This window comes from Nocardiopsis exhalans, from assembly GCF_024134545.1.
Lineage (GTDB): Bacteria > Actinomycetota > Actinomycetes > Streptosporangiales > Streptosporangiaceae > Nocardiopsis > Nocardiopsis exhalans.
In genome coordinates this window covers 6,418,272-6,442,071 of the sequence record NZ_CP099837.1, presented here as the reverse complement: position 1 = coordinate 6,442,071, position 23,800 = coordinate 6,418,272, and the positions used below count along the sequence as shown (strand labels likewise).

At 69.9% G+C, this 23,800-nt stretch carries 23 protein-coding genes and 2 tRNA genes; 15 read left to right on the top strand and 10 right to left on the bottom strand.

Features of this window, described 5'->3' with window-relative positions:
• The first annotated feature begins 337 nt into the window (after positions 1-337).
• The 6 genes from NE857_RS28555 (at position 338) to NE857_RS28530 (ending at position 5,565) form a co-directional block, all read left to right on the top strand.
• Positions 338-2,461 (top strand): ATP-dependent DNA helicase UvrD2, encoded by a 2,124-nt coding sequence (locus NE857_RS28555; protein ID WP_254418429.1) that lies wholly within the window; start codon positions 338-340, stop codon positions 2,459-2,461.
• The gene (gene tesB / locus NE857_RS28550; RefSeq protein ID WP_254418428.1) at positions 2,454-3,341 is read left to right on the top strand and encodes an acyl-CoA thioesterase II; all 888 of its coding nucleotides are present in this window, start codon (positions 2,454-2,456) and stop codon (positions 3,339-3,341) included. The genes NE857_RS28555 and tesB overlap by 8 nt, the downstream gene beginning before the upstream one ends.
• A gap of 269 nt (positions 3,342-3,610) precedes the next feature.
• Complete coding sequence (locus NE857_RS28545) at positions 3,611-4,000, top strand: hypothetical protein (RefSeq protein ID WP_254418427.1); 390 nt, start codon at positions 3,611-3,613, stop codon at positions 3,998-4,000.
• A 204-nt stretch (positions 4,001-4,204) separates the two neighbouring features.
• Complete coding sequence (locus tag NE857_RS28540) at positions 4,205-4,483, top strand: WhiB family transcriptional regulator (RefSeq protein ID WP_017584536.1); 279 nt, start codon at positions 4,205-4,207, stop codon at positions 4,481-4,483.
• A gap of 58 nt (positions 4,484-4,541) precedes the next feature.
• Entirely contained in the window at positions 4,542-4,700 is a 159-nt protein-coding gene (locus tag NE857_RS28535) for a hypothetical protein (protein WP_017584537.1), read from the top strand.
• Between the two features lie 301 nt (positions 4,701-5,001).
• Positions 5,002-5,565, top strand: coding sequence for a M48 metallopeptidase family protein (locus NE857_RS28530; RefSeq protein ID WP_184366123.1), 564 nt, complete (start codon positions 5,002-5,004; stop codon positions 5,563-5,565).
• 186 nt (positions 5,566-5,751) lie between these two features.
• Here NE857_RS28530 and NE857_RS28525 read toward each other — a convergent pair whose 3' ends face one another.
• From NE857_RS28525 to NE857_RS28515, 3 genes are read right to left on the bottom strand one after another with little or no spacing between them, the layout of a single operon-like run.
• Positions 5,752-6,123, bottom strand: a complete 372-nt coding sequence (locus tag NE857_RS28525) for a hypothetical protein (RefSeq protein WP_184366122.1) — start codon at positions 6,121-6,123, stop codon at positions 5,752-5,754.
• The gene (locus NE857_RS28520) at positions 6,123-6,698 is read right to left on the bottom strand and encodes an NUDIX hydrolase (protein ID WP_184366121.1); all 576 of its coding nucleotides are present in this window, start codon (positions 6,696-6,698) and stop codon (positions 6,123-6,125) included. The genes NE857_RS28525 and NE857_RS28520 overlap by 1 nt, the downstream gene beginning before the upstream one ends.
• Positions 6,699-8,135 carry a zinc-dependent metalloprotease gene (locus NE857_RS28515; RefSeq protein WP_184366120.1) on the bottom strand — a complete coding sequence of 479 codons (1,437 nt, stop codon included), beginning with the start codon at positions 8,133-8,135 and terminating at the stop codon, positions 6,699-6,701.
• Positions 8,136-8,258: 123 nt separating this feature from the next.
• Here NE857_RS28515 and NE857_RS28510 point away from each other — a divergent pair, with 123 nt between their 5' ends.
• The 3 genes from NE857_RS28510 (at position 8,259) to NE857_RS28500 (ending at position 11,037) form a co-directional block, all read left to right on the top strand.
• Positions 8,259-9,326, top strand: a complete 1,068-nt coding sequence (locus tag NE857_RS28510) for an NAD-dependent epimerase/dehydratase family protein (protein WP_254422121.1) — start codon at positions 8,259-8,261, stop codon at positions 9,324-9,326.
• Between the two features lie 131 nt (positions 9,327-9,457).
• Positions 9,458-9,895, top strand: a complete 438-nt coding sequence (locus NE857_RS28505; RefSeq protein WP_017584543.1) for a molybdenum cofactor biosynthesis protein MoaE — start codon at positions 9,458-9,460, stop codon at positions 9,893-9,895.
• Between the two features lie 68 nt (positions 9,896-9,963).
• Positions 9,964-11,037 carry a YlbL family protein gene (locus NE857_RS28500; protein ID WP_184372291.1) on the top strand — a complete coding sequence of 358 codons (1,074 nt, stop codon included), beginning with the start codon at positions 9,964-9,966 and terminating at the stop codon, positions 11,035-11,037.
• A 77-nt stretch (positions 11,038-11,114) separates the two neighbouring features.
• On the opposite strand, the gene NE857_RS28495 is transcribed toward NE857_RS28500, so the two are convergent.
• On the bottom strand, positions 11,115-11,642 hold the full coding sequence (locus NE857_RS28495) for a PPA1309 family protein (RefSeq protein WP_239646266.1): 528 nt from the start codon (positions 11,640-11,642) through the stop codon (positions 11,115-11,117).
• Positions 11,643-11,895: 253 nt separating this feature from the next.
• On the opposite strand from NE857_RS28495, the gene NE857_RS28490 reads away from it, so the two are divergent.
• The 4 genes from NE857_RS28490 (at position 11,896) to NE857_RS28475 (ending at position 17,010) form a co-directional block, all read left to right on the top strand.
• Positions 11,896-14,886 (top strand): UPF0182 family membrane protein, encoded by a 2,991-nt coding sequence (locus NE857_RS28490; protein ID WP_301184267.1) that lies wholly within the window; start codon positions 11,896-11,898, stop codon positions 14,884-14,886.
• Positions 14,887-15,397: 511 nt separating this feature from the next.
• A tRNA-Met gene (locus tag NE857_RS28485) sits at positions 15,398-15,474 on the top strand.
• 277 nt (positions 15,475-15,751) lie between these two features.
• Positions 15,752-15,828 (top strand) — tRNA-Met (locus NE857_RS28480).
• A gap of 249 nt (positions 15,829-16,077) precedes the next feature.
• Positions 16,078-17,010: a VOC family protein gene (locus NE857_RS28475; RefSeq protein WP_254418426.1), complete on the top strand. Its 933-nt coding sequence runs from the start codon at positions 16,078-16,080 to the stop codon at positions 17,008-17,010.
• A 112-nt stretch (positions 17,011-17,122) separates the two neighbouring features.
• Here the strand turns inward: NE857_RS28475 and NE857_RS28470 are convergent, their stop codons facing one another.
• The 5 genes from NE857_RS28470 to hisN form a co-directional block, all read right to left on the bottom strand.
• Entirely contained in the window at positions 17,123-17,842 is a 720-nt protein-coding gene (locus tag NE857_RS28470) for an ABC transporter ATP-binding protein (RefSeq protein ID WP_254418425.1), read from the bottom strand.
• Positions 17,843-18,883 carry an efflux RND transporter periplasmic adaptor subunit gene (locus NE857_RS28465; RefSeq protein WP_254418424.1) on the bottom strand — a complete coding sequence of 347 codons (1,041 nt, stop codon included), beginning with the start codon at positions 18,881-18,883 and terminating at the stop codon, positions 17,843-17,845.
• A gap of 9 nt (positions 18,884-18,892) precedes the next feature.
• Positions 18,893-20,128, bottom strand: a complete 1,236-nt coding sequence (locus NE857_RS28460; RefSeq protein ID WP_254418423.1) for an ABC transporter permease — start codon at positions 20,126-20,128, stop codon at positions 18,893-18,895.
• 199 nt (positions 20,129-20,327) lie between these two features.
• The gene (locus NE857_RS28455) at positions 20,328-20,846 is read right to left on the bottom strand and encodes a hypothetical protein (protein WP_425572118.1); all 519 of its coding nucleotides are present in this window, start codon (positions 20,844-20,846) and stop codon (positions 20,328-20,330) included.
• A 94-nt stretch (positions 20,847-20,940) separates the two neighbouring features.
• Positions 20,941-21,750, bottom strand: coding sequence for a histidinol-phosphatase (gene hisN / locus NE857_RS28450; protein WP_254418421.1), 810 nt, complete (start codon positions 21,748-21,750; stop codon positions 20,941-20,943).
• Between the two features lie 104 nt (positions 21,751-21,854).
• Here hisN and NE857_RS28445 point away from each other — a divergent pair, with 104 nt between their 5' ends.
• A complete protein-coding gene (locus NE857_RS28445) occupies positions 21,855-22,442 on the top strand; it encodes a TetR/AcrR family transcriptional regulator (RefSeq protein WP_254418420.1) in 588 nt (195 codons plus the stop codon).
• A gap of 76 nt (positions 22,443-22,518) precedes the next feature.
• Positions 22,519-22,755, top strand: coding sequence for a DUF2087 domain-containing protein (locus NE857_RS28440; protein WP_184372285.1), 237 nt, complete (start codon positions 22,519-22,521; stop codon positions 22,753-22,755).
• A 28-nt stretch (positions 22,756-22,783) separates the two neighbouring features.
• Here the strand turns inward: NE857_RS28440 and NE857_RS28435 are convergent, their stop codons facing one another.
• Positions 22,784-23,677, bottom strand: coding sequence for an NAD(P)-dependent oxidoreductase (locus NE857_RS28435; protein ID WP_254418418.1), 894 nt, complete (start codon positions 23,675-23,677; stop codon positions 22,784-22,786).
• Between the last annotated feature and the right edge of the window lie 123 nt (positions 23,678-23,800).

Sequence of the window (23,800 nt, the reverse complement as noted above, 5' to 3'; positions counted from 1 at the left end):
AACTCTCAACACCAAGGGGGCCTCACCGCTTCCCATGACCGTGCGACACAACGTGGGACGCCTCACAGGGGCGACTGGTTCTGGAATGTCTCGCTCAGCTCGTTCGCCCAGCTCGCGCACCCCGCGTGTCCACGCTTGTCCACAGCCTGGCGCATCCGCTCCCGGTAAAGACCGATACTTGAGAGACTGTGCGCCCACGGCCTGACAAGAGTCCCAGAGTGGCACGACGGTCCAGGGCCGTTCCAGACCGTTGTGGTCGTCTTGGCCGATTTCGGCCGTCTGGCCGATCGCAGCCGAAACACCGATCACACCCGCCCCGACCAGATGCAGGAGCACCATGGACCCCGACCGCGTCCTGGAGGGACTGGACCCGGAACAGACCGAGGCGGCGCGCGCCCTACGCGGCCCCGTGTGCATTCTGGCCGGTGCCGGAACGGGGAAGACCAGGGCCATCACGCACCGGATCGCGCACGCCGTGGCCAGCGGGGTCGTCTCCGAACAGCAGATCCTCGCGGTCACCTTCACCGCCCGCGCGGCCGGGGAGATGCGCGGACGCCTGCGCTCCCTGGGCGCCCCCCGGGTGCAGGCCCGCACCTTCCACGCGGCCGCGCTGCGCCAGTTGGGCTTCTTCTGGCCACAAGTGGTCGGCGGAGAGAAACCCACCCTCATCGACAGCAAGCTCTCGGTGGTGGCCCGCGCCGCCAACGCGGTGGGGCTGCAACCGGACCGGCTCGGGCTGCGCGACCTCGCCAGTGAGATCGAGTGGGCCAAGGTCACCCAGGTACGCCCCAGCGACTACGACAAGGCCGTGGCCAAGGCGGGCCGCCAGGCGCCGATGACCACCGGCGAGGTCGCCCGGGTCTTCGAGGCCTACGAGGAGCTGCGCAGCGAGCACAACCTCCTCGACTTCGAGTCCATGCTGGAGCTCACCGCCGGGATGATCAACGAGTACCCGGCCGTGGCCCAACGGGTCCGCGACCAGTACCGGTACTTCGTCGTGGACGAGTTCCAGGACGTCAACCCGCTGCAGAAACTCCTCCTGGACGCCTGGCTCGGCGACCGCGACGACCTGTGCGTGGTCGGCGACCCCAGCCAGACCATCTACTCCTTCGCCGGGGCCACCCCGGGCTACCTGACCGGGTTCGCCAACCGCTACCCGCACGCCACGGTGGTCCGGCTGGTCCGCGACTACCGCTCCACCCCGCAGGTGGTGCGGGTGGCCAACCACGTCATCGCGCAGGCCAAGGGCACCACCTCCGCCAACCACCTCACCCTCCAGGCGCAGCGCCCGGACGGGCCGGACCCGCTCTACCAGGAGTACGAGGACGAACCGGGGGAGGCCACCGGCGTCGCGCGCAAGATCAGCGTGCTGCTGGAGGACGGCACCCCCGCGAGCGAGATCGCGGTGCTGCTGCGCACCAACTCGCAGTCGGCCGCCTACGAGCAGGCCCTGGCCGACGAGGGCGTCCCCTTCACGGTGCGCGGCACCACCCGTTTCTTCGAGCGCCCCGAGATCAAGCAGGCCGTGCACACCCTGCGCGGGGCCCGGCACGGCGCGGCGGGGGAGACGGCCGAACCCCTGGTCGCGACCGTGCGGAGCCTGCTCTCCCAGATGGGGCTGACCGACACCGCCCCCGAGGGCCGCCAGGCCCGGGAACGCTGGGAGTCGCTGTCGGCTCTGGCCCAGCTCGCCGAGGACATGGCGGCCAAGCCCGGCCCGGACGGCGGCCAGGCCACCATGGCCGCCTTCGTCGAGGAGCTCGAGACGCGCATGGCCACCGAGCACGCGCCCGGGTTCGAGGGGGTGACCATCGCCTCCCTGCACTCCGCCAAGGGTCTGGAGTGGGACGCGGTGTTCCTGGTCGGCCTCACCGAGGGCATGATGCCGATCATCTACGCCGAGACCGACGAGCAGGTCGAGGAGGAGCGCAGGCTCTTCTACGTGGGGGTCACCCGCGCCCGGTCCAGCCTCGCGATGTCCTGGTCCCTGGCGAGGTCACCGGGGGGAAGGAAGACCCGCAAGCCCTCGCGCTTCCTGGACGGGCTGCGCCCCGCCTCGCCCTCCACCGCCAACCGCCGTGACCGACGCAAGGGCGGGGTCGTGCGCTGCCGGGTCTGCTCGGACGTGCTCTCCGACACCACCGAGCGCAAGCTGGGACGCTGCCTGGACTGCCCGTCGAACTACGACGAAGCCCTGCTGGAGCGGCTGCGCGACTGGCGCAGGCAGACCGCCCAGGAAGCGAAGATGCCCGCCTACGTGATCTTCACCGACGCCACCCTCCAGGCCATCGCCGAGCAGGAGCCCTCCAGCGTCTCCCAGCTCACGGCCGTGTCCGGGGTGGGCCCGGCGAAGCTGGACCGTTACGGTGAGGCGGTACTCGCGCTGGTCGCGGGGCGGGACCCCGCGGAGGCGGCCGCCGGTGAGACGGACGCCGGTGACGGAGAGGACGAGGATGAGTGAACACGACGCCGAGCGCAGCGGGCAGTCCCTGTCCGACCTGCTGAGGGTGCTGGACCTGGAACAGATCGAGGTCAACATCTTCCGCGGGATCAGTCCGGCGGAGGGGCCCCAGCGGGTCTTCGGCGGCCTGGTGGCGGGGCAGGCACTCGTCGCCGCGGGCCGGACCGTGCCCACGGACCGGTACGTGCACTCCCTGCACGCCTACTTCATCCGGCCGGGCGACCCGACGGTGCCGATCGTCTACGAGGTCGACCGGGTCCGTGACGGGCGTTCGTTCACCACCCGCCGGGTCGTGGCGATCCAGCACGGCAAGGCGATCTTCACCCTGTCGGCCTCCTTCCACAAGGAGGAGCCGGGGCTGGACCACCAGACCCCGATGCCGGACGTACCGCCGCCCGAGGACCTGCTCAGCACGCGCCAGCGGCTGCGCGAGGCGTTCGGGAAGGTACCGAACTTCGTCCAGTGGCACCCGATCGAGATGCGTCCGGTGGGTGCGATGTCGTTCGAGGCCGAACGCGACCCCGGCCTGCGCACGGACACCAACCCGGTGTGGTTCAAGGTGGACGGCAAGCTGCCCGACGACCGCCTCACCCAGGTGTGTCTGATGACCTACGCCTCGGACATGACCCTGCTGGACACGGTGCTGCTCCGGCACGGCCGGTCCTTCGCGGGCATCGCGATGGCCAGCCTGGACCACGCCATGTGGTTCCACCGCCCGTTCCGCGCCGACGAGTGGCTGCTCTACGCACAGGAGTCCCCGACCGCCCAGGGCGCCCGGGGACTGGCCCGCGGTCTGGTCTACACGCGTGAGGGCCAGCTGGTCTGCTCCGTGGTTCAGGAGGGCATGATCCGCGTGGTGGACGCCGAGGGCTGGTCCTAGGAGACCGGGGGGAGGTCCTGGGAGTCCGCCGGAGGTCTCACCAGGCAGGACACCGAGCAGCGTTCGGGGAGGGCCCGGCAGTGTGTTGGCGAACACTGCCGGGCCCTTCGCCATTCCCTGGAAGTTTTGGCCAGATGCGGACGTTTTCGCAGGTCAAAAATAGGTTGCCGATTTTCGTGGCCGCCCCGTAGTGTGTATCTCGTCGAAGTGACCGCTCTCGGTACAGGTGCAAGATCCTGTGCCCGACCTTGAAGGAGGTGCCCGATCAAATGAACACGACGGAGATGAACCAGATGACCCAGGTGAACTTGCTGAAGCCGATGAACAACGGTTTCGCTTCTGACGTCACCGCCGCTGCCTGGCAGCTGTTCCCGACCCGTGTCGTCCCGGGTGCCGACCTGAGCGGCATCACCACCATCGGCAGTCGCCCGAGCACCGAAGGCGGCACCTGTGTCCTCGGCATGGTCCGGCTCGTCGGAGCGGGCTTCGTGTCCCAGGGGACCGGTGTGTCCACCGCTGGTGTGATCGGCGGACTGCGTCACGAGTCCGAGCTTGCCCTTGATCGCGGCAAGTTCACCGGTGGCGTCAACGAGGCATCGCACGAAACCCCGCGCCGCTATGGCGCATCGGGGGAGTGTCCACGGAGGATTCCGGCCTAGAGCTACACAGGCCGAGATTTTCAACCGTGGCCGCGGACCCCGACACAGGGGCCGCGGCTTTCTTTGTATCTCCGCAGGCTCTCCGTCCCCCAGGGACGAGGGAGAAGGCGGCGGCATCGCAAGTCCAGGTCCCGCACCGGGCCTGATCCGGTGACTGAACACCGACCGCGTTGTACGAACGATCAAAGATCTTGGAGGGCACCGATGCTTGCGTCGGTCCTGGAAACGCCTCAGCTGGGCGAGGCCGAAATCCCCTGCCGTATGGAGCCGGACCTGTTCTTCGCGGAGTCCCCCGCGGAGGTCGAGGAGGCCAAGGCGATCTGTGGGGCCTGCCCGATCAGGGAGCAGTGCCTGGCGGACGCGCTCGAGCGGCGCGAGCCGTGGGGCGTCTGGGGCGGGCAGCTGCTCGTCTCCGGTCAGGTCGTGGCGCGCAAGCGCCCGCGTGGCCGTCCCCGCAAGAACCCGGCCCCGGTCGCGGCCTGACCGCCCGGAACAACCTGAAGCCCCCGAAGCACCCACGAACCGAAGGACTCGAAGAACGATGATGCAGGAACTCATGCAGATGGTGGAACGCTCCGACGAGGAGCCGCGCGAGCGTCAGATCAGACGGCTCGGCGCCCGACAGCTCCGAGCCCGCCAGCGCGAGGAGCGCCGTGCGGAGCAGGCGATCATGGAAATCGCGTGGTCACGGCTGTGTTGACCGGGCCTGAGCGCCAAATGACGCGTGCTGGGTGAACACTCGAGGCCGGACGGCGGTCTCCTCCCGACGGGGGGCTCGCCGTCCGGTCTCGTTTGTGTAACCAAAAATGCGGGAAGAGGTCGAATCAGGCCCCGATACGGCCCCTCTCACCAGGCAAAAAACCGCCCTGGTCAGAGCTGAATCCGCTACACAGGGGAGTTTCCCGTCCTGAGAGCACTCCTCGGACACCGCGCTAGACAGATGACATTTCGGGACAACGCACACCTGTTCGTGAGAGCTTCGCTCGGCTACCGTAAAGTTCGTGCCCTCGAACACCAAAATCGAGGTACGACGCAGTCCTCGTCGCCGCCGCACCGTGTCGGCCTACAGGGACGGGGACACCACGGTCGTCCTCGTGCCCGCGACGTTCTCCCGCGCAGAGGAAAAGCGCTGGGTGGACCAGATGCTGCAAAAACTCGAGGCGCGCGAGGGCCGCAGACGCCCCGGCGACCGTGAGCTCCACGAGCGCGCGGTGGAACTGGCCGAACGCTACCTGGGCGGTACCCACCTGCCGGACAGCGTCCGCTGGGTCGACAACCAGAACTCCCGCTGGGGCTCGTGCACCCCGGACACCCGCACGATCCGCATCTCCCGCCGCGTCGCCGGGATGCCCGCCTGGGTGGTGGACTACGTCCTGGTCCACGAACTCGCCCACCTGCAGATCCCGCACCACGGCCGCGACTTCTGGGACCTGGTCCGCCGCTACCCCAAGGCCGACCGCGCCCGCGGCTACCTGGAGGGCTACAGCGCCGGAAGCCGCTCCGAATGCGACCACTCCGGCTCCGAAGAGGAACTCGAAGCCGACGAAGTAGCCCTCGAAGAGTAGCCCTCCACCCGGTCAGGTCCTGTTCTGCCCCGGTTCCGGATTCGAGCCGCCTGACGGCTTCGTGCGGGCGTTGTGCGTTCGCCGGGCCGCGGAGCAGGTAGTCGGTCTCGTCGTGGGACTCGCGCTCGGACAGGACACCCACCACCAGGACTCGCTGTGCGCGCGAGCGGGTAGGTCTGCGAAGAATCAGTGGCCGGGCCGGCCGAGTTCGTTCTTGGCCTCGTTGGCCTCGGCGGCGACCCTGCTCAGGGTGAAGGCGCTGACCAGCAGCAGCACGACGACGAGGACCGCGTAGTAGAGGGTGGTCCCGCCCCACTCACCCGTGACCGCCGCGCGGCCCAGGACCGCGAGGAGCAGCAGGCCCAGGAAGGCGCAGACGCCCTTGCCCAGGCGCAGGGAGCGTTCCTTCTGCTGGACCTTGGCCCGGGCGACCTCGTCCGGGCCGATCAGGCCCGCACGCTGGTCGGCGAGTAGGCGCTCGGCGGCCTTGCGCCCCCTACGGGCGAGGAGGAACACGGCCAGGCCGCCGAGCATGCCCGCCACGGTGATCAGGGACACTACGCGGGCCTCGGGTCGCTCTGCCCGGCTCTGTCGGCGCGGACCGCCCGTGCGGCGGTGCGGACCAGGTCGCGCACGACGTCGTCGCTGGGTTCGGGCAGCTCGTCCACCGGGAACCAGTCGAGCCCTGCGGACTCGGCGGGGTCCACGACCAGCACCGCGTCGGCCGGGGCCAGGGCCGCGTACTGCACGTCCAGATGGAAGCTGCCGCCGCCGCACGGTACCGCGTGGCGGTCCAGCCGCACCGGTGCGGGCAGCAGGGTCAGCCCCCGGATGCCGGACTCCTCAGTGGCCTCGCGCAGCGCGGCAGCGGCCAGGGTGGCGTCCTCGGTCTCGCAGTGGCCGCCGGTCTGCAGCCACATCCGGTGGACGCGGTGCAGCACGAGGGCCACCTTGGAGCCGTCGGCGGAGATGATCGCCGAGCTCGCGGTCAGGTGCCCGGGCAGGCACGTGCGCCACATGGCGTCCGGGTGGGCGTCGAGGTGGTCCAGGTAGGAACGGCGGAGTTCCTCCTGCCCGGCGTCGGGCGCGGTCCACGCGCCCAGCACCGCCCGGGCGTCCGCGTGCAGTGTCACCTAATCGCCGTCCTTCTTGTCCTCACCGGACTTGCCTTCGGCCTCGCCGGGCTTGGGCTTCTCCGAGCCGTCGGGTTCGGTCAGTGACGAGATGTCGAAGTCCGCGCCCTCGAACTCGCTCCGCCCGTGCACGAAACCGTCCGGGTCGTCGAGGTCGTCGCCGGTGGGCATCAGGTCCGGGTGCTGCCAGACGGCGTCCCGGCCCTCCACGCCCCGGGCCTCCTCCAGCGCGGACCACAGGGCTCCGGCCTCGCGCAGGCGGCGCGGGCGCAGTTCCAGGCCGACCAGGGCGGCGAAGGTGTGTTCGGCGGGACCACCGGTGGCGCGGCGGCGACGGGTGGTCTCGGCCAGGGCGCCGGACTGCGGCAGCCGTTCGGAGACCGCCTTGGCCACCACGGTCGCCACCCAGCCCTCGATCAGGGCGAGGGTGGTCTCCAGGCGGGCCAGCGCGGCCTTCTGCTGCGGGGTGTCCTCCGGCTGGAGCAGGCCCTCGGGGCCCATACCGCCGGACATCGCCTCCTGGAGGGCCTCGGGGTTGGTGAGATCGATCTCGCCGAGCTTGTCCTCCAGACCGCTGACGTCGAAGGACATCCCGGCCGCGTACTCCTCGACCAGGCGCGAGACGTGCGAACGCAGCCACGGCACGTGCGAGTACAGGCGGTGCACGGCGGCCTCGCGGGCGGCCAGGTACAGCCGCACCTCGTCGTCGGGGATCTCCAGGCCCTCACTGAAGCGGGCCACCCCCGAGGGCAGCAGCGCGGCATTGCCCTCACCGGCGAGCGGCAGGCCGATGTCGGTGGTACCGATCACTTCCCGGGCGAGCTCGCCGATGGCCTGACCGGCCTGCTGGCCGACCATCATGCCGCCCATCTGCTGGATCATGCCCAGCAGCGGACCGGCCATGGAGGCCATCTCCTCGGGCAGGTTCTGCCCCATGGCCTGGACGGTCTTGGCGGTCAGCGGGTCGCACAGCTGCGCCCACGAGTCCATCGTCTTCTCGATCCACTCCGACCGGCTCCAGGCCTGGGCGGTCTGGAGTCCCGAAGGCAGGTCGGTAGCCTGGTCGAGCCACAGGTCGGCGAGGCGCAGCGCCTCCTCGATCCGTGCGTAGTCGGCGGGCGGCACACTCGGGTCCCCCTTCTGGGACACCGCGTGCCGCGCGATGTTCTTGGCCATGTCCCAGTTGATGCCGGACGCCGAGGACGTCTGGCCGGCCTCGGACGCACCGGGGGCGGGCTGGGACGACATCATGTCCGCGAACTGGCGGAGCATGTTGGCCATCTGTTGCGGATCGCCGAACGGGAAACCGTCCGGCATTCCGGAGTCCCCCCCGCCCGGGCGGCCGCTGCCGGCACCCGAGCCGGAGTCGCCAGAACGGCGGCCGGACTCGTCGTCGGGATCGTTCGGCATGCTGAAACCGAAAGGCAGGTCGCTCACAATCAGACCTCAGGCAGGATTAGGTTTGGTCTCCACTGTCACGTTAGCTGGGAGTCGCCCGGAGTGAATACCGAAAGCAGCCAGGTTCGCCCAGAGCACAGCCCCCCGGATCCGGCGGGCATGGTGGTGGCGGTCACCGGTGCCGCCTCCGGAGTGGGCCGACTCCTCGTGCAACGCCTGGCCACGCCAGAAGGTTCCGTGGCCGCCCGCGAGGTCGTCGCGATCGACGAGGAGTTCGCTGACCTGCGCGGAGTCACCTGGCGGATCGCGGACGTCAGCGATCCGGGGCTGGTCTCCCGCCTGGGCGGGATCGACGTCCTCGTGCACACCGCGGACGACCGGTCCCTGGACAGCAAACCCTCGGAGCGCCGGGCGCACAACGTCCGGGCGGCCCAGACGGTCCTGACCGCCGCGGCGGCCTCCGGGGTCCCGCGGGTCATCCTCGTCACCAGCACGATGGTCTACGGCGCCGTCCCCGACAATCCGGTCCCGCTGCCGGAGAACGCCACCCGCGTCTCGGACAACAGCGAGGGCCTCATGGGTGACTTCGCCGAGGTGGAGGAGCTGGCCGAGCGCGCCCGCCGGGCCCATCCCGGGCTGAGCGTCACCGTGGTGCGGCCCGCCCCGCTCGTGGGGCCGGACCTGGACACGCTGCTGAGCCGGCACTTCTCCGCGCCGCGGCTGCTCACCGTCAAGGGCCACGAACAGCGCTGGCAGTTCTGCCACGAGGACGACCTCGCCTCCGCCCTGGCCTACTGCGCCCTGTACGGGGTCACCGGTACGGACGGCGTGGTCGCCGTGGCCAGCGAGGGCTCCCTGTCCCAGGGGGAGGTGGAGGAGATCGCGGGGATGAAGCACTTCGAGGTGCCCGCGAACCTCGCCTTCGGCGCCGTGCGCCGCCTGCACCAGGCCCGCATCACCCCGGCCGCCGCAGGTGAGATCAAGTTCCTGGTCTACCCGTGCGTGGTGGACTGCTCGGCCCTGCGCGACGCGGGCTGGAAGCCCGGCCACGACAACGAGTCGGCGCTGATCGCCCTGCTGGAGTCCAAGACCGGAAAGCACGCGATCGCCGGGCGCAGCCTGGGCCGCAAGGAGGTCACCATCACCGCCGCCGGCGCCGCCGGTGCGGCGGCCGCCGCCATCGGTACCGCGGCCGCCATCCGGCACCTGCGCAAACGCGGGAGGAGCTGAGCGGGCGATGCTGCGAGTCGCGAGGTCTATGCGGCTCTGAACTGCTCGAACATCAGAATTTTTGGATGATCGCACAGGTGGGGTTCACGTGCGGGAGTGTCGTGCACGGGGCGCCTTGATACGGTTCCCACGTGGAACAGATCACTCTCGCGGCCGTACGCGACACGCCCCTGTCCGTGGACGAGGTCCTCGCGGCGGTGACCGATCCCAGAGCCGGCGGTACCGCCGTCTTCATCGGTACCGTGCGCGACCACGACCACGGCCGGGACGTCTCGGCGCTGTCCTACTCGGCCCATCCGTCCGTGGAGGCGCAGCTGCGCGTCGTCATGGAGAAGGTGCTGAGCGACACCTCCGTCCCCGGGCGGCCGGTCGTGCGGATGGCCGCCACGCACCGCGTCGGCGACCTGGAGATCGGGGACATCGCCGTGGTCGTCGCGGCCTCCGCCGAGCACCGCGAGGAGGCCTTCGCCGCCTGCCGCAAGCTCATCGACGACCTCAAGGCCCAGGTGCCCATCTGGAAGAACCAGTCCTTCGAGGACGGCGACACGGAGTGGGTGGGCTCGCCCTGACCGGCCCCCGCCCGTGAGCCCGGGTGGGTCGCCGGGGGCTCTAAGGTGTCAGCATGGTTCGTCGTGTCATGACCCTTGTCGCCGCACTCGTCCTGCTTGCCGGGCTCGGGTACGGCAGTCTCTTCCTGCCCGTGCCCTACCTGGTGGCCTCCCCCGGCGTCACCCTGGACACCCTGGGCGAGCAGCAGGACGGCCAGCCCGTCATCGGTATCGAGGGTGCCGAGAACTACGAGCACGACGGATCGCTCTCCATGGTGACCGTTCAGTACGCCGGCGGCCCCGACCACCGGCTCAACCTCTTCACCCTGGTGACGGCGTGGCTCTCGCCGAGCCAGGCGGTGCTGCCCGAGGAACTCCTCTTCCCGGCCGGGCGCTCCCAGGAGGAGGTCACCGAGCGGCAGACCGTCCAGATGAACAGCTCGCAGACGGACGCCACCGCCGCCGCCCTCAACCAGCTCAACATCGACTACGAGGCGATTCCGCTGGTCGCCGAGGCCGTCGAGGGCATGCCCGCCGACGGTGTCGTGGAGGCGGGGGACCGCATCATCGAGGTCGACGGCGAGAAGGTGCCCACCAGCACCACCGGTGACGACCCCGAGGAGCTCGTCGGTAGCGCCTACGTGGTGGACAAGGTCGGTGCCCGCGAGGCCGGTGACCCCGTCGCCCTGGTCCTGGACCGCGACGGCGAGGAGGTGGAGGTCGCCCTCGACACCGTCGAGGGCGACGAGGGCAACGCCGCGGTGGGCGTGCTCATCGCCGACGACATGGACTTCCCCGTCGACGTCTCCATCTCCGTCGGCGAGATCGGCGGCCCCAGCGCGGGCATGATGTTCGCCCTCGGGATCATCGACCGCCTCAGCGAGGAGGGCATCACCGGCGGTGTCAGCGTCGCCGGTTCGGGCACCGTCAGCTCCGACGGCCGGGTCGGCGGGGTCAGCGGTATCCCGCAGAAGATGGTCAGCGCCCACCGCGACGGCGCGGAGTACTTCTTCGTGGCCGCCGACAGCTGCTCCCAGGTGAACCAGTCCGCCGCCGCCGACGACCTGGACGTGGTGCGCGTCGAGACGCTCACCGACGCCCTGGACGCCCTGGAGACCATCCGCGAGGGCGGCGCTGACCTCCCCCGCTGCGAAGGGGACTAGCGGAGCAGAAGCCAGGACGCGCGCGAGATGAAGGAACCCCGGGCCGCACGGTCCGGGGTTCCGTTGTGTCCAGGGCTTCAGCTCTCCTTGCCGGGGAGCTCCTCTTCGAGGTCGAGGGTGAGGGCCAGGGCCGAGGTCAGTGCCGGGATCAGGTCCGGGCCGTTGAGGACCTCGGTCTCGCTGTCGTGGCTGCGCATGCGCATGGCGCAGTGCCGCGAACCGTCGCGCAGCACACCCGCGACCATGCGGATCTCCTCGGTCTCCTTGCCGGAGGCGGTGGGGTCCTCGCCCGCGGCCAGGGTCTCGTCCGAGCCCTTCACCACCAGGCGCTCCATGACCAGCGCGCACCCGGCCACGCCCTCGGGCCACAGGATGCGGCCCAGGGCCTCCTCCAACGGGACGTCCGGGGACAGCGCCTCCTGCTCCACCGGGGTCAGCTCGTCGGGGCTGGCCGGGGAATCGATCCCCAGCAGGCCCGCGAGAGCGGGTTCCGCGGCCAGCAGCTCCGAGGTGGGGACCAGGGCGTACAGCCCCAGGGGGCGGTCCCAACCCTGCTCGGCCGCGTGGCGTTCCAGGTCCATGACTGCTTCGCGAATGTTCGACACGTTTCCATGGTGGCCGATGTGGGAACCCCGCCGGGCCCGTTCGGCGGCAGTAGGGTCGCATGGCGCCCTCCGGTTGCGACTCCGATACCCCAACGATGCAGCCTTGTCATCGGCTGGAGGGCGATTTCGGGAACCTGGCGGCCACCGATTAAGTTTTCAGTAATAAGGCGCACCACGCGCACCGACCGCACCTACCAAGCCAGAACGAGGGGGAGGCGTGAGCTTCCGATCGCCCGGCGCACCACCTGCGCGTATGCCTCGCCGATCAAGGTTGCTCGCGCCAGTCGCGGCGACCGTGGTCGTCATCATCGCGGGGTTGATGTTCGCCGCGAACTTCTGGACCGACTACAAGTGGTTCAATTCCGTCGGCTACACCAACGTCTTCCTGACCGAGCTGTGGACCCGAGTGCTGCTGTTCGCCGTAGCGGCGCTCGTCATGGCGGTCATCGTCGGCGCTAGCATCTTCTTCGCCTACCGGGCCCGCCCGGCCACCAGGCCCATGAGCCTGGAGCAGCAGGGCCTGGACCGCTACCGGCAGTCCATCGACCCGCACCGCAAGCTCTTCTTCTGGATCGCCGTGGGCGCCCTGGCGCTCTTGGCCGGTGCAGCGGCCAGCGGTGACTGGCGGGTCTACCTGCAGTTCGTGAACAGCGCCGACTTCGGGGTGGCCGACCCCGAGTTCGGTATGGACATCGCGTTCTTCGCGTTCACCTATCCGTTCATGCGCGTCCTGCTCGGTTACCTGTACGCGGCCGTCATCCTGGCGTTCATCGCCGCGGTGATCGTGCACTACCTGTACGGCGGCGTACGCCTGCAGAACGACTCCGGCCAGCGCGCCACCCCGGCCGCCCGGGTGCACCTGTCGGTCCTGCTGGGCCTGTTCGTGCTCCTGCGCGCCGCTTCGTACTGGCTGGACCGCTACGGGCTGGTCTTCTCCGACCGCGGTTACACGTTCGGTGCCTCCTACACGGACGTGAACGCGGTCAAGACCGCCCTGACCATCCTCACCGTCATCTCGGTGATCTGCGCGATCCTGTTCTTCGCCAACATCGCCTTCAAGAACACGATGATCCCGGTGGCCTCCCTCGGGCTGCTCGTGCTGTCCGGCGTGGTCGTCGGCGGAATCTACCCGGCGATCGTCCAGAACTTCCAGGTCGACCCGAACGAGCAGCGTCTGGAGAGCCCGTACATCGAGCGCAACATCGAGAGCACGCGCGAGGCGTACGGGATCGCGGACGCCGAGGTGGAGACCTACGACGCCACCACGGAGCTCACGCAGCAGGAGCTGGCGGCCGAGGCCGACACCATTCCCAGCGTCCGTCTGGCGGACCCGGCGGTCGTCTCACAGACCTTCCAGCAGATGCAGCAGGTCCGAGGCTTCTACCAGTTCCCGGACGTGCTGGAGGTCGACCGCTACCCGGACGCCGACGGCAACCTGATCGACACGCTCGTCGCCGTCCGCGAGCTCGACGGTCCGCCCGCGGACCAGGACAACTGGCTGAACCGGCACCTGATCTACACCCACGGTTTCGGCATGGTCGCCGCTGCGGGCAACCTGATCGACAACGAGGGCCGCCCGGTCTTCACCGAGTACAACATCCCGCCGCGCGGTGACCTCAGCGATGTCAGGGGCGAGTACGAGCCCCGCATCTACTACGGTCGCGAAGGCGCCGAGTACGTCATCGTCCAGGCCGAGGAGGAGTACGACTTCCCGCTCGACTCCGAGAACGACGAGCCTGACGTGCCCACCCTCGAGGACGCTGTGGACGCCAGCCCGGACGCGGACGACGCCCGCGTTCCCGCTGATGGCGACGAAGGGGCGGAGGAGGCCCCGGCCGAGGACGCCGAGGCCGTCGACGAGGGCGCCGAGGACGCGCCCACCAGCGGCTCCCAGGCCTACAACCGTTACGACGGTGACGGCGGAGTGGCGCTGAACAACTTCTTCGACCGCATCCTGTACGCGATCAAGTACCAGGAAACGAGCATCCTGCTCAACAGCGCGATCACCAGCGACTCGCGGATCATCTACGAGCGCGACCCGCTGGACCGCGTCGAGAAGGTCGCTCCCTTCCTGACCATGGACAGCCGCCCCTACCCGGCGGTCGTCGATGGCCGGATCGTGTGGATCGTCGACGGTTACACCACCTCCGACGGTTACCCGTACGCCAACCGGATCGACTTCACCCAGGCGGTGACCGACACCTTCACGGACGGTTCGATCCAGCAGGTCGGCGCGCTGCCCGGCAACGAGGTCAACTACATCCGCAACTCGGTGAAGGCCACCGTCGACGCCTACCACGGCACCGTCACCCTGTACCGCTGGGACGAGGAGGACCCCGTCCTCCAGACCTGGGAGGGCGCCTTCCCGGGCACCATCGTCGACCGGGACGAGATGAGCGAGGAGCTCCTCCAACACGTCCGCTACCCGGACGACCTGTTCAAGGTGCAGCGCGAGATCATGCGCGAGTACCACGTCACGGACGCCGCGTCCTACTACGGTGGTCAGGACTTCTGGTCGGTTCCCAACGACCCGACCCAGGAGGGGGACGTCCCCGAGCCGCCCTACCGCCAGACCATCAACTTCCCGGGCTCGGAGGAGGCCAGCTTCTCGCTGACCACCACGTTCGTGCCGCGAGGCCGTGAGAACCTGGCCGCGTTCATGGCCGTGGACAGCAACCCCGAATCCGAGGACTACGGTCAGCTGAAGCTGCTGGAGCTGCCCCGGAGCACGGTGATCTTCGGTCCCGGTCAGGTGCAGAACGCGTTCGACTCGGACGCCGACGTGCGTGAGGTCCTGCTCCCGCTGGAGCAGTCCAACGCCGAGGTGACCCGGGGCAACCTGCTGACCCTGCCCTTCGCCGGCGGTCTGCTGTACGTGGAGCCCCTCTACGTGCAGGCCGGTGGCGGCGGAGCCGCGTCCTTCCCGCTGCTCCAGCAGGTCATGGTCGGCTTCGGTGAGGAGGTCGCCATCGGCAGCAACCTCCAGGACGCCCTGAACAACCTGTTCGAGGGCGACGAGGCCCCCTTGCCCGAACCGGATGCCGAGGAGGGCACCGAGGACGACGAGGAGACCGCCGAGGCGGGTGCGGGTGACGGCGACGGTGGCGACAGCGACGCCAACGACCTCACCGACGCCCTCAACGAGGCCGTCGAGGCCTGGGAAGAGGCACAGGAGGCCAACGAGGACGCCAACGAGCGCCTGCGTGAGGCTCTCGAGGCCATCGAGGAGGCCGCGGGCGACTAGTCCGTAGTCCGAGAGGAAGTACCGCGCGCCGCCGAAGGCGTTGTGTACGACGGGGCGGGACCTTCCAGGTCCCGCCCCGTTCCCGTGGATGCTGTTGGCGAACCCGGCCGGACCCGGACCGGTTTCGGCCCCTCCTTTCAGCGTGATCTTGCTACCAGGAGCAAGTTCGGCGCCGAACTTGCTCCTGGTAGCAAGATCACCGAGGACCTGACGGTTACGGAAGCAACGGACACGTGCCAGCCCGGCTTTCGGGCACATCCACCCATCCCAAGCCCCCGAACCCACTGCCGGAATCCACCCCCGGACCCCCACCCGGATTCGCCAACAGCATCCGTTCCCGCGCCCCGGGCCCGCTTGCCGGGGCGGGCCGCGAGGAAAGCCTGGTAGAGTAGCTGACAAGCCGGGTCGGGCAGCTGACCAGGGCGAACAGGTGGATCTCCGATCGGTTTCGTACCAACAGAAACCGATTTGCCACCGGGGGTTCAAGGCCCTAAAGTAGAGATCACAACGACGCGGGGTGGAGCAGTTCGGTAGCTCGCTGGGCTCATAACCCAGAGGTCGCAGGTTCAAATCCTGTCCCCGCTACCAAGATCGGACCCGGGAGAAATCCCGGGTCCGGTGCTTTTCTCGGTTTCTTCGCCTTGGCGGGGAATTCGGGAAGCGCATATCGGAGTCGATATTCGACGAGGATACGCGTGCACGGCGAAAATGCCGGGGCGGACCGCGAGGAAAGCCTGGTAGAGTAGCTGATAAGCCGGGTCGGGCAGCTGACCAGGGCGAACAGGTGGATCTCCGATCGGTTTCGTACCAACAGAAACCGATTTGCCACCGGGGGTTCAAGGCCCTAAAGTAGAGATCACAACGACGCGGGGTGGAGCAGTTCGGTAGCTCGCTGGGCTCATAACCCAGAGGTCGCAGGTTCAAATCCTGTCCCCGCTACCAAATCAGGCCCGGAACTCATTTGAGTTCCGGGCCTGTTGCATTCCCCGGGGCACTGTCCGAGGTACTCTCCGGGGCACCGTGTTTCGTCGTGCCCCTCCGTGGTTACCTGGCCGGGTCCGCCGGACAGGCCGGCTCTGGATTCGGATCCGCGGGGCAGGCCGGGGCCGGCATCGGATCCGCACCGCAGCTCTTCTCCATGGCTTGGGGTGAGTACGCACCTCGGGCCGAAGGACCCGGGGAGGGCCCGACATGACCGCACGCCCCAGCGAGGGAACCACCGCTGACGAGCGCGTCCTCAGCGCCGAGACGGCCATGGACGCCGTGACCCTGCGCGTCGGGGACCTGGAGAACATGGCCTCGTACTATGCGAGCGCCCTGGCCCTGGAACCCATCGAGGAGCGCTCACACGGGCGCGAGGTCCGCCGGGTGCTCGGCCGCGGCGGCATCCCGATGATCCGGCTCATCTCCACTCCGGGGCTGCCCGGCGTCGACCCCGGGCAGGCCGGGCTGTTCCCCACGGCCTTCCTCTTCGACGACGCCGCAGCCCTCGCCGCGACCGTCCACCGGTCGGCCAACGACCCGCGCAGCCGGTTCGTCGGTTCCTCGGACCACCTGGTCAGCGAGGCCTTCTACTTCACCGACCCGGAGGGCAACGGCATCGAGCTCTACACCGACCGCGACCGGGCGGACTGGAAGTACGACAACGGGCAGCTGCGGATGAGCACCCTGTACCTCGACCCCAACGCCTACCTGCGCACCCATCTGGACGAGGCCGTCGTCGCTGAGGGGCCGCGGCGCGCCGGACGGGTGGGGCACGTGCACCTCCAGGTCGGTGACATCGCGACGGCCAGGGCCTTCTACGTCGACGCGCTCGGCTTCGAGACCACCGTCGCGACCTACCCGGGAGCGCTGTTCGCCGCGGCGGGCGGGTACCACCACCACGTCGCGATGAACACCTGGAACAGCGCGGGCGCGGGTCCGCGCGCCGCCGGGCTGGGGCTCGGTGACGTGGCGGTCACCGTGCCGGGGCGGGAGGACCTCGACGCGCTCGTGGCGCGTCTGACGGCGCTGGGGGTGGCGCACGCCGACACCGGTCGGTCGGTGGTCCTGGACGACCCCTGGGGCACCCAGGTGACCGTCGCGCTGCCCGGTACCGGCATCGAGGAACTCCTGGCGCGGTGACCGACCGCGCGGCCGGTGCCCGCGCCGCCGGAAACACGTGTTGCCGCAAACACGCGGTGCCCGGAGCCGCCCGCCAGGGGCGGCTCCGGGCACCGCGTACTCACCGGGAGGGTCAGCGGGTACGGCCCTCCACCAGTTCCACGACCCGGTCGGCCCGCTCGGCCACCTTGGGGTCGTGGGTCACGACCACCACGGCCGCGTCACGCACCCGGGACTGGTCGAACAGCTGGTCCATGATCATGGTGCTGCTGGCGGCGTCCAGAGCGCCCGTGGGCTCGTCGGCGAGGATCAGCGCGGGTTCACGGCTCAGCGCGCGCGCCAGGGCCACACGCTGCTGCTCACCGCCGGACAGCTGGTGCGGCTGGGAGCTGAGGCGGTGACCCAGCCCCACCGACTCCAGCAGTTCCTTGGCGCGGGCACGGCGGCGCAGCACCGGGACCCCGCCGAGCACCATCGGCACGCCCACGTTCGCCAGGGCCGTGCGCCGCTCCAGCAGGTGGAACTGCTGGAACACGAACCCGATCCCCTCGCCGCGCAGCCGCGACCTGCGGCCCTCGCGCAGGGGAGTGGTCTCCACCCCGTCGAAGACGTAGGAGCCGCTGCTGGGCTTGTCCAGCAGTCCCAGCACGTTCAGCAGGGTGGACTTGCCCGACCCCGACTGCCCGACGATGGCCACGACCTCGCCGCGGGAGACGTCGAAGGTGCAGTCGTGCAGGACGTCGATCCGGGTGCCGGAGACCATGAAGTGCCGGGTGATCCCCCGCACCCGGAGCAGCGGGGGGCCGGGCTGCCGCCGGGTCACGGCCACCGGGTAGGGAGCTTCGGCTGTCATCTAGCCACCCATCCCGTAGAAGTCGCCCTCGAACTCTTCGTCGTAGTCCTCGTCGTGATCTCCGGGGATGTCGAAACGCGGGTCCAGCGGAACCGGGTCCATGATCGTCTCGCCGACCTCCAGCCCCTCGGTGACCTCGACGAACTGTCCGTCGGAAAGGCCCAGTCCGACCTCGCGGTTCTCCTCGGTGCCGTCCTCGCCGACCACGATGACCTCGCCCTCCTCGGCGGTGCCGCGCACGGCGGTCACCGGGATGACCACGACGTCCTCGACCTCGCCGGTGCTCACCGACATCTTGCCCTTGACCCCCTCGAAGACCTGGAGGTCCGAGGGGATCCGGCAGGAGATCTCCGCGCCGCCCCCGCTCCCTTCGGACTCACCGGTGAACGGGTCGAACTCCTCCTCGGCGGGGGCAGAACCCTCCTCCGCGGCGCCCATGCCGATGAACTCGCACTCGGTGGCGGGCGGCCCCTTGTCGATCTTGAGCATGATGTCTTCGGGGTTGTCGTAGAGCCGGTACAGGTCGTTTGCGGGGACGGTGGCCACGGCGCGGAACTGGTCCGGGGCGACCGTGGCCACGGTCGCCCCGGCCTCCAGGACGTCGCCGACCCGCACGTCGCCCATCCCCCTGATCGTCCCGGCGGTGGGCGCGTAGAGGGTGATCTCGGTGGTCGCGGGCCCGGACTCCTCGTCGTCCTCGCCCCCGCCCGCCGTGGGCTCGGCGGGCACGGAGACATTGAGGACCGGGGCCCCGTTCTCCACCGCGGCGCCGTTGTCCAGCCACAGGTGGGTGACGGTGCCGCCCTTGTTGGCCTTGAGCGCCTTGCCCGGTTCCGGCTGCACGGTGGCGTCGAGTACGAGCAGGGAGCTGACCGTGCCCAGTCCGACCTCGACCGGGCCGCCGCCCACGTCCGCGGCCTGGCTGATGAATTCGTCCTCGTCCAGGTCGGCGCCGCCGAAGCTGGACAGCAGGAGGTAACCCGAACCGACCAGGCCCAGCACCAGGGTGAGGGCCGCGCCGATGATGATCCACTTCTTCACTTGTGTCTCCTATTCCCGCAGCCCGGCGACGACGGACGCGCGCAGCGCCCGGATCGCGGGGATGATCCCGGCCAAGAGTCCGACGAACGCCGCGCTGCCCAGCCCCACCAGGGCGGCGGAGGGCGGAACGGTCATGGCGATGTCGGGCGGCAGCCACATGAGTCGGCCGATGACGACCCCGCCGGCGGCCACCATCGCCCAGGACAGCGCCAGGGCGATGAGTCCGGCGACGACGGCCACCACCACCGCCTCCATCACCACGGCCACGAACAGGGTGAACCTGCTCGCCCCGAGCGCTCGGTAGGTGGCGAGTTCACGCCGTCGTTCGCGCACGGTGACCAGCCCGACGTTGAGGACGCCGAGCAGACCTGTGGTGAGGGTGATCACCGCGATGCCGATCAGGCCCAGGGACAGGTATCCGATGACCTCGTCGGTGGTCTCCGCGTAGTCGGAGCGGTAGGCCATGAGGCTGTCCTGGCTGTCGACCCCCCAGCGCCAGCTGGCCGAGGCCAGGCGCTCGGTGAACTCCTCGCCGAAGTCCATCTCGTCGGCGGCGGAGTCGGAGGGGTCGATCCGCGCCAGGTAGCTGACCTGTGTGGCCGAGTTGTCCTCGGGGCTCCAGGAGGGGCCGAAGAGGAGTTCCCCGGAGGCGGGGGCGCGCAGCAGGTAGGCGCTGTACCAGTCGCCGTCGTACGCGGAGCTCTGCGAGACGCCGACGATCCGCACGTCGGCCCAGTGGTCGCTGCCGAGCTGGACGTCGGTGAAATCGCCGAGTTCGGCGGCCAGGGCCTCGTTGACCACCAGTACCGGTGCCCGTGACTCCAGGTCGGCCTCGGTGAACCAGCGACCCTGGGTCATGTTGATCCGGCGGATGTCGCCGAGGGCGACGTCCACGCCGACGACTTCGACGTTCCGGAACACCTGGTCGCCCTTGCGGAAGGGCGGTTCGTTCTCGATCCGCTTGAGGACCGAGGTCTCGATGGCGCCGGCGCGGCCGAGGTCCTCCTCGAACGCGTCGAGGTCGGTGACACGGTCGAACGCGGAGACCTCCATGGTCGCCGCACGTCCCGCGTTGGCCTCGCTGAAGGCGGTGGCGTAGCGCTGGCCGAGCTCGCCGGCGGTGACCACCATGATCAGGGCGCCGACACCGACGACGATGCCCGCGCAGGACAGGATGGTCCGGGCCACGTTGGCTCGGGAACCGGCGAAGGCCAGCACGATCCCAGCGGTGAGGGAACGCAGCATGGAGCCCCTTCCCGTGTGTCTGTAGGGCCCGGCACGGCATCGGGGCGGCGCCGGGCTGCCCCGCGTTGGGCGGGGCGTCAACAGACCAATCGCGGGTACGGGGGGTTTCGGTTCATCCGGAGGAGACTTTTCTGGTGGCCGAACCTGGCCACGCGGGATTGCCTGGCGCTATCCGGGGGACTGGCCGGGGCGCCCGGGGTCACTCGACCTCGAAGCCGTCGCAGGTGATGGGCGCCCCGCTCTCGGTGTCGGACCACACGACGGTGTACACACCGGGGACCAGCTCCGCTCCGTCGAAGGCGTCAGGGTAGTCCAGGTGGATCCACTCACCCTCGCCGAGGGCGGCCTCGGCGAGGGCGGTCTCCCCGTCGGGACCGGTCACGGCGGCGGTGACGGTGCCGGAATGGCCTTGGGTGTCGGACAGGCCGAGTTCGACCGGCTCGCCGTCCTCGACCGCCGCGCGCGGGGCCTGGCTGCGCCAACCGCCGGGGAGTTCGGGGTCCACCGCGGGGGCGCAGGCGAAGCGGGCGGGATCGAAGGCGGTGTCGGGTATGCCGAGGCCGAGCGAGCCGGCCCCGGCGGAGTCGCGCACGGTCTCGGCGATCATCTCGCTGAGCTGTTGCGGGGTGTGGCCGTGGCTCTGGCCACAGGCGGTGGCCAGGAGGACCGCTCCGCAGAGCGCGACCGTGCGCCGTCGGTGGGTTGTCGTGGTCAGCACACAGCGCACGCTACTACTTAACGTGTTCGTCCAGGTGCTTTTCGTGTTGTTCAGGGGTGCCGAAGGCCGCCGCCGGACTCCGGGACTCCGAGGGTTACTCCGGGCGACGCAGCGGGGTGGGGCCTCCGTTGAGCCAGGTGAGCACCTGGTCGTGCAGGACCCCGTTGGTGCACACCAGCGGACCGCCGTCCTCGAAGCCGTCGCCGCGCAGGTTGGTGGCGCGACCGCCCGCCTCCTCCAGGATGATCGGCAGCGGGGCCGCGTCCCACAGGGACAACTCCGGTTCGGCCCCGATGTCGACGGTCCCCTCGGCCACCATCACGTGCGACCAGAAGTCGCCGTAGGCCCGGGTCCGCCACACCGACCGGGTCAGCCCCAGGAACGACTCCAGGCGGCCCTGCTCCTCCCAGCCGGTCAACGACGAGAAGCTCAGCGAGGCGTCCGAGAGGTCCTGGACCTTGGAGACGTGGCAGCGGGTGGCCTTGGACAGGCTGCGGCCCGTCCAGGTGCCGCCGCCCTTGGAGGCCCACCAACGCCGGTGCAGCGCGGGGGCCGACACCACGCCCACCACGGGGCGGTCGCCCTCCAGCAGGGCGATCAGCGTCGCCCACACCGGGACGCCGCGCACGTAGTTCTTCGTGCCGTCGATGGGGTCGATGACCCACACCCGGTTGCTGTTGCCGCTCTTGCCGTACTCCTCGCCGACCACCGCGTCACGGGGCCGGGCACGGGAGAGCACGCTGCGCAGGGTCTCCTCGACCATGCGGTCGGCCTCGGTGACCGGGGTCAGGTCCGGTTTGGTGTCGACAACCAGGTCAAGCGCACGGAAACGCTTGACCGCGATGTCGTCGGCAGCGTCGGCGAGCACGTGGGCCAGCCGCAGATCATCGTCATAGGACGCCATGGCCGGTAACGCTACCGTCCCGGGCACGAACACGCCCAAACCGGAGCCCTCGCGTGATCAGAGTGTTAGAGGACTCGGGAAGGCACGGGTGCGAGGATGGGGAGATGGGTACCGTGAGCGGAGACAGACGGCCCGGGGAGGGCACCGGGGTGCGCGAACGGCTGATGGACGCCGCCTACGCCGAGGTCCTGGCGGGTGACTGGGGCGAGCGGCGCATGGTGGACATCGCCGCCACGGCACGGGTGTCCAGGCAGACCCTCTACAACGTCTTCGGGAGCAAGGAAGGGCTGCTCCAAGCAGTGGTGGTGCGTGAGGTCAACACGCTGCTGGACACCGTGATGGGGGTCCTGGAGTCCGACGGCGACGACCCCGCGCACGCGGTGAGCCGGACGACCCGGATGGTCCTGCTCGCGGCCCGGGACAACCCTCTGCTGCGCGCGGTGGTCACCGGCGACGACCAGCTCCTGCCCGTGGTGACCACCAGGTCCGCCCCGCTCCTGGACGCCCTGCGCGAACGCATCTCCCTCACGCTTCGGGAACGCTGCCCGGACGTGGCCCCCGACACCACCGAGGCGGTCGCGGACGTGGCCCTGCGGCTCATCGTGTCCTACGCGCTCCAACCCATGGACCCGGACCAGGCCGCCCAGCGGGTGGAGATGGTCGTGCACGGCATGCTGCCGGTGGACCGTTGAGGAGGCCGTGGTGTCGGAGGGGAGCGGACCGAGAGAGCTGACCGAACACGAACGCGGTGAGGTACTGCGCACGTATATGCCACAGGGGCGGATCACCGCCGTCCCGGTCCGACGCCCGGACCGCCTCGTCCTGCTCGACCAGGTCGCCCGGGCCTTCGAACCCGGCGTGCGCTACACCGGGGCGGAGGTCAACGCCGTCCTGTGCCGGTTCAGCGCCGATCTGGTGGTCCTGCGCCGCAGCCTGGTGGACGAGGGCTTCATGGAACAGGACCGGACCCACTACTGGCGCTGCGGCGGCACCGTCGACCTCTAGCGGCCTGTGGCGGGTCCGGCCCAGGGCTTCAGGGGCGCTTGACGAGCAGCTCCAGGGCCCCGGTACCGCCCTCCTCGTCGAAGCCCTGCGCAAGACGCTCCTCCAGCAACTCCGAGTACGGGGAGAGCAGCCGGTAGTCGACCCCCTGCTCCCGTGCCGCGGCCTCCAGGGTGCGGTTTCCGGAGACGAGCATGGGCAGATTGGCCACCACGTCCCTGGTGTAGTCGCCGCTCTCGATCTGCTCGGCCATCGAGCCCGCTGTCGAGGCCATCGCGTTGAGCCAGGACACCAGGAGGCCCGAGAACTCCTTCAGCGGCATCTCCTCGTCGCGGACCAGGGCGAAGGCGTGCGTGACGCCCGCGAACAGGCCGTTCATGGCGCTGAGCAGGGCGATGTCGTACAGGGCGGCGGCGCCCGGGCGGGCCCCGGCCCAACGTGTGCCCAACGGCACCGCGAGTGTTGCCTCGTGCTCGGTCAGGACCTCACGGGTACCGCTGTAGAACACGTAGCCGCCCGCCTCGGGAACGCCGACCATGGGAGGGATCGCCATGATCCCGCCGCTGAGGAAGCGCGCGCCCCGCTGCCGCGCCCACTCCGCCCGGGCGTCGGCCTGGTCCGGGGTACCGGTGGTCAGCTCCACCAGGTCCCGACCGTCGAGGTCGGTCCCTGCCAGCGCCTCCCCGACCGAGGCGTCGTCGAACAGGCAGGTCACCACCAGCTCTCCCGAGGCCACTGCCTCGGCAGCGGTGGCGGCGACGTCGGCGCCGAGCGCGCGCAGGGGCTCGGCCCGGGAGGCGGTCCGGTTCCAGACGGTGACGGGGTGCCCGGCGGCGAGCCAGGCGCGGGCCAGGGCTGAGCCCATGGCGCCCAGGCCGAGCAGGACGACGCGGGGCTTGGTTGACTGTGCGGTGTCGTGTGTCATGGGCCCAGCCTCGGGCCGGGCCCGGCCCGAGGACAAGTACGCACTTCGAAGTGGGTGCGCACTCCGGGGTAAGCATCCAGCTGGACGAGGCGGGAAGGGGCGGGGACGTTGGTCACCAGGCGC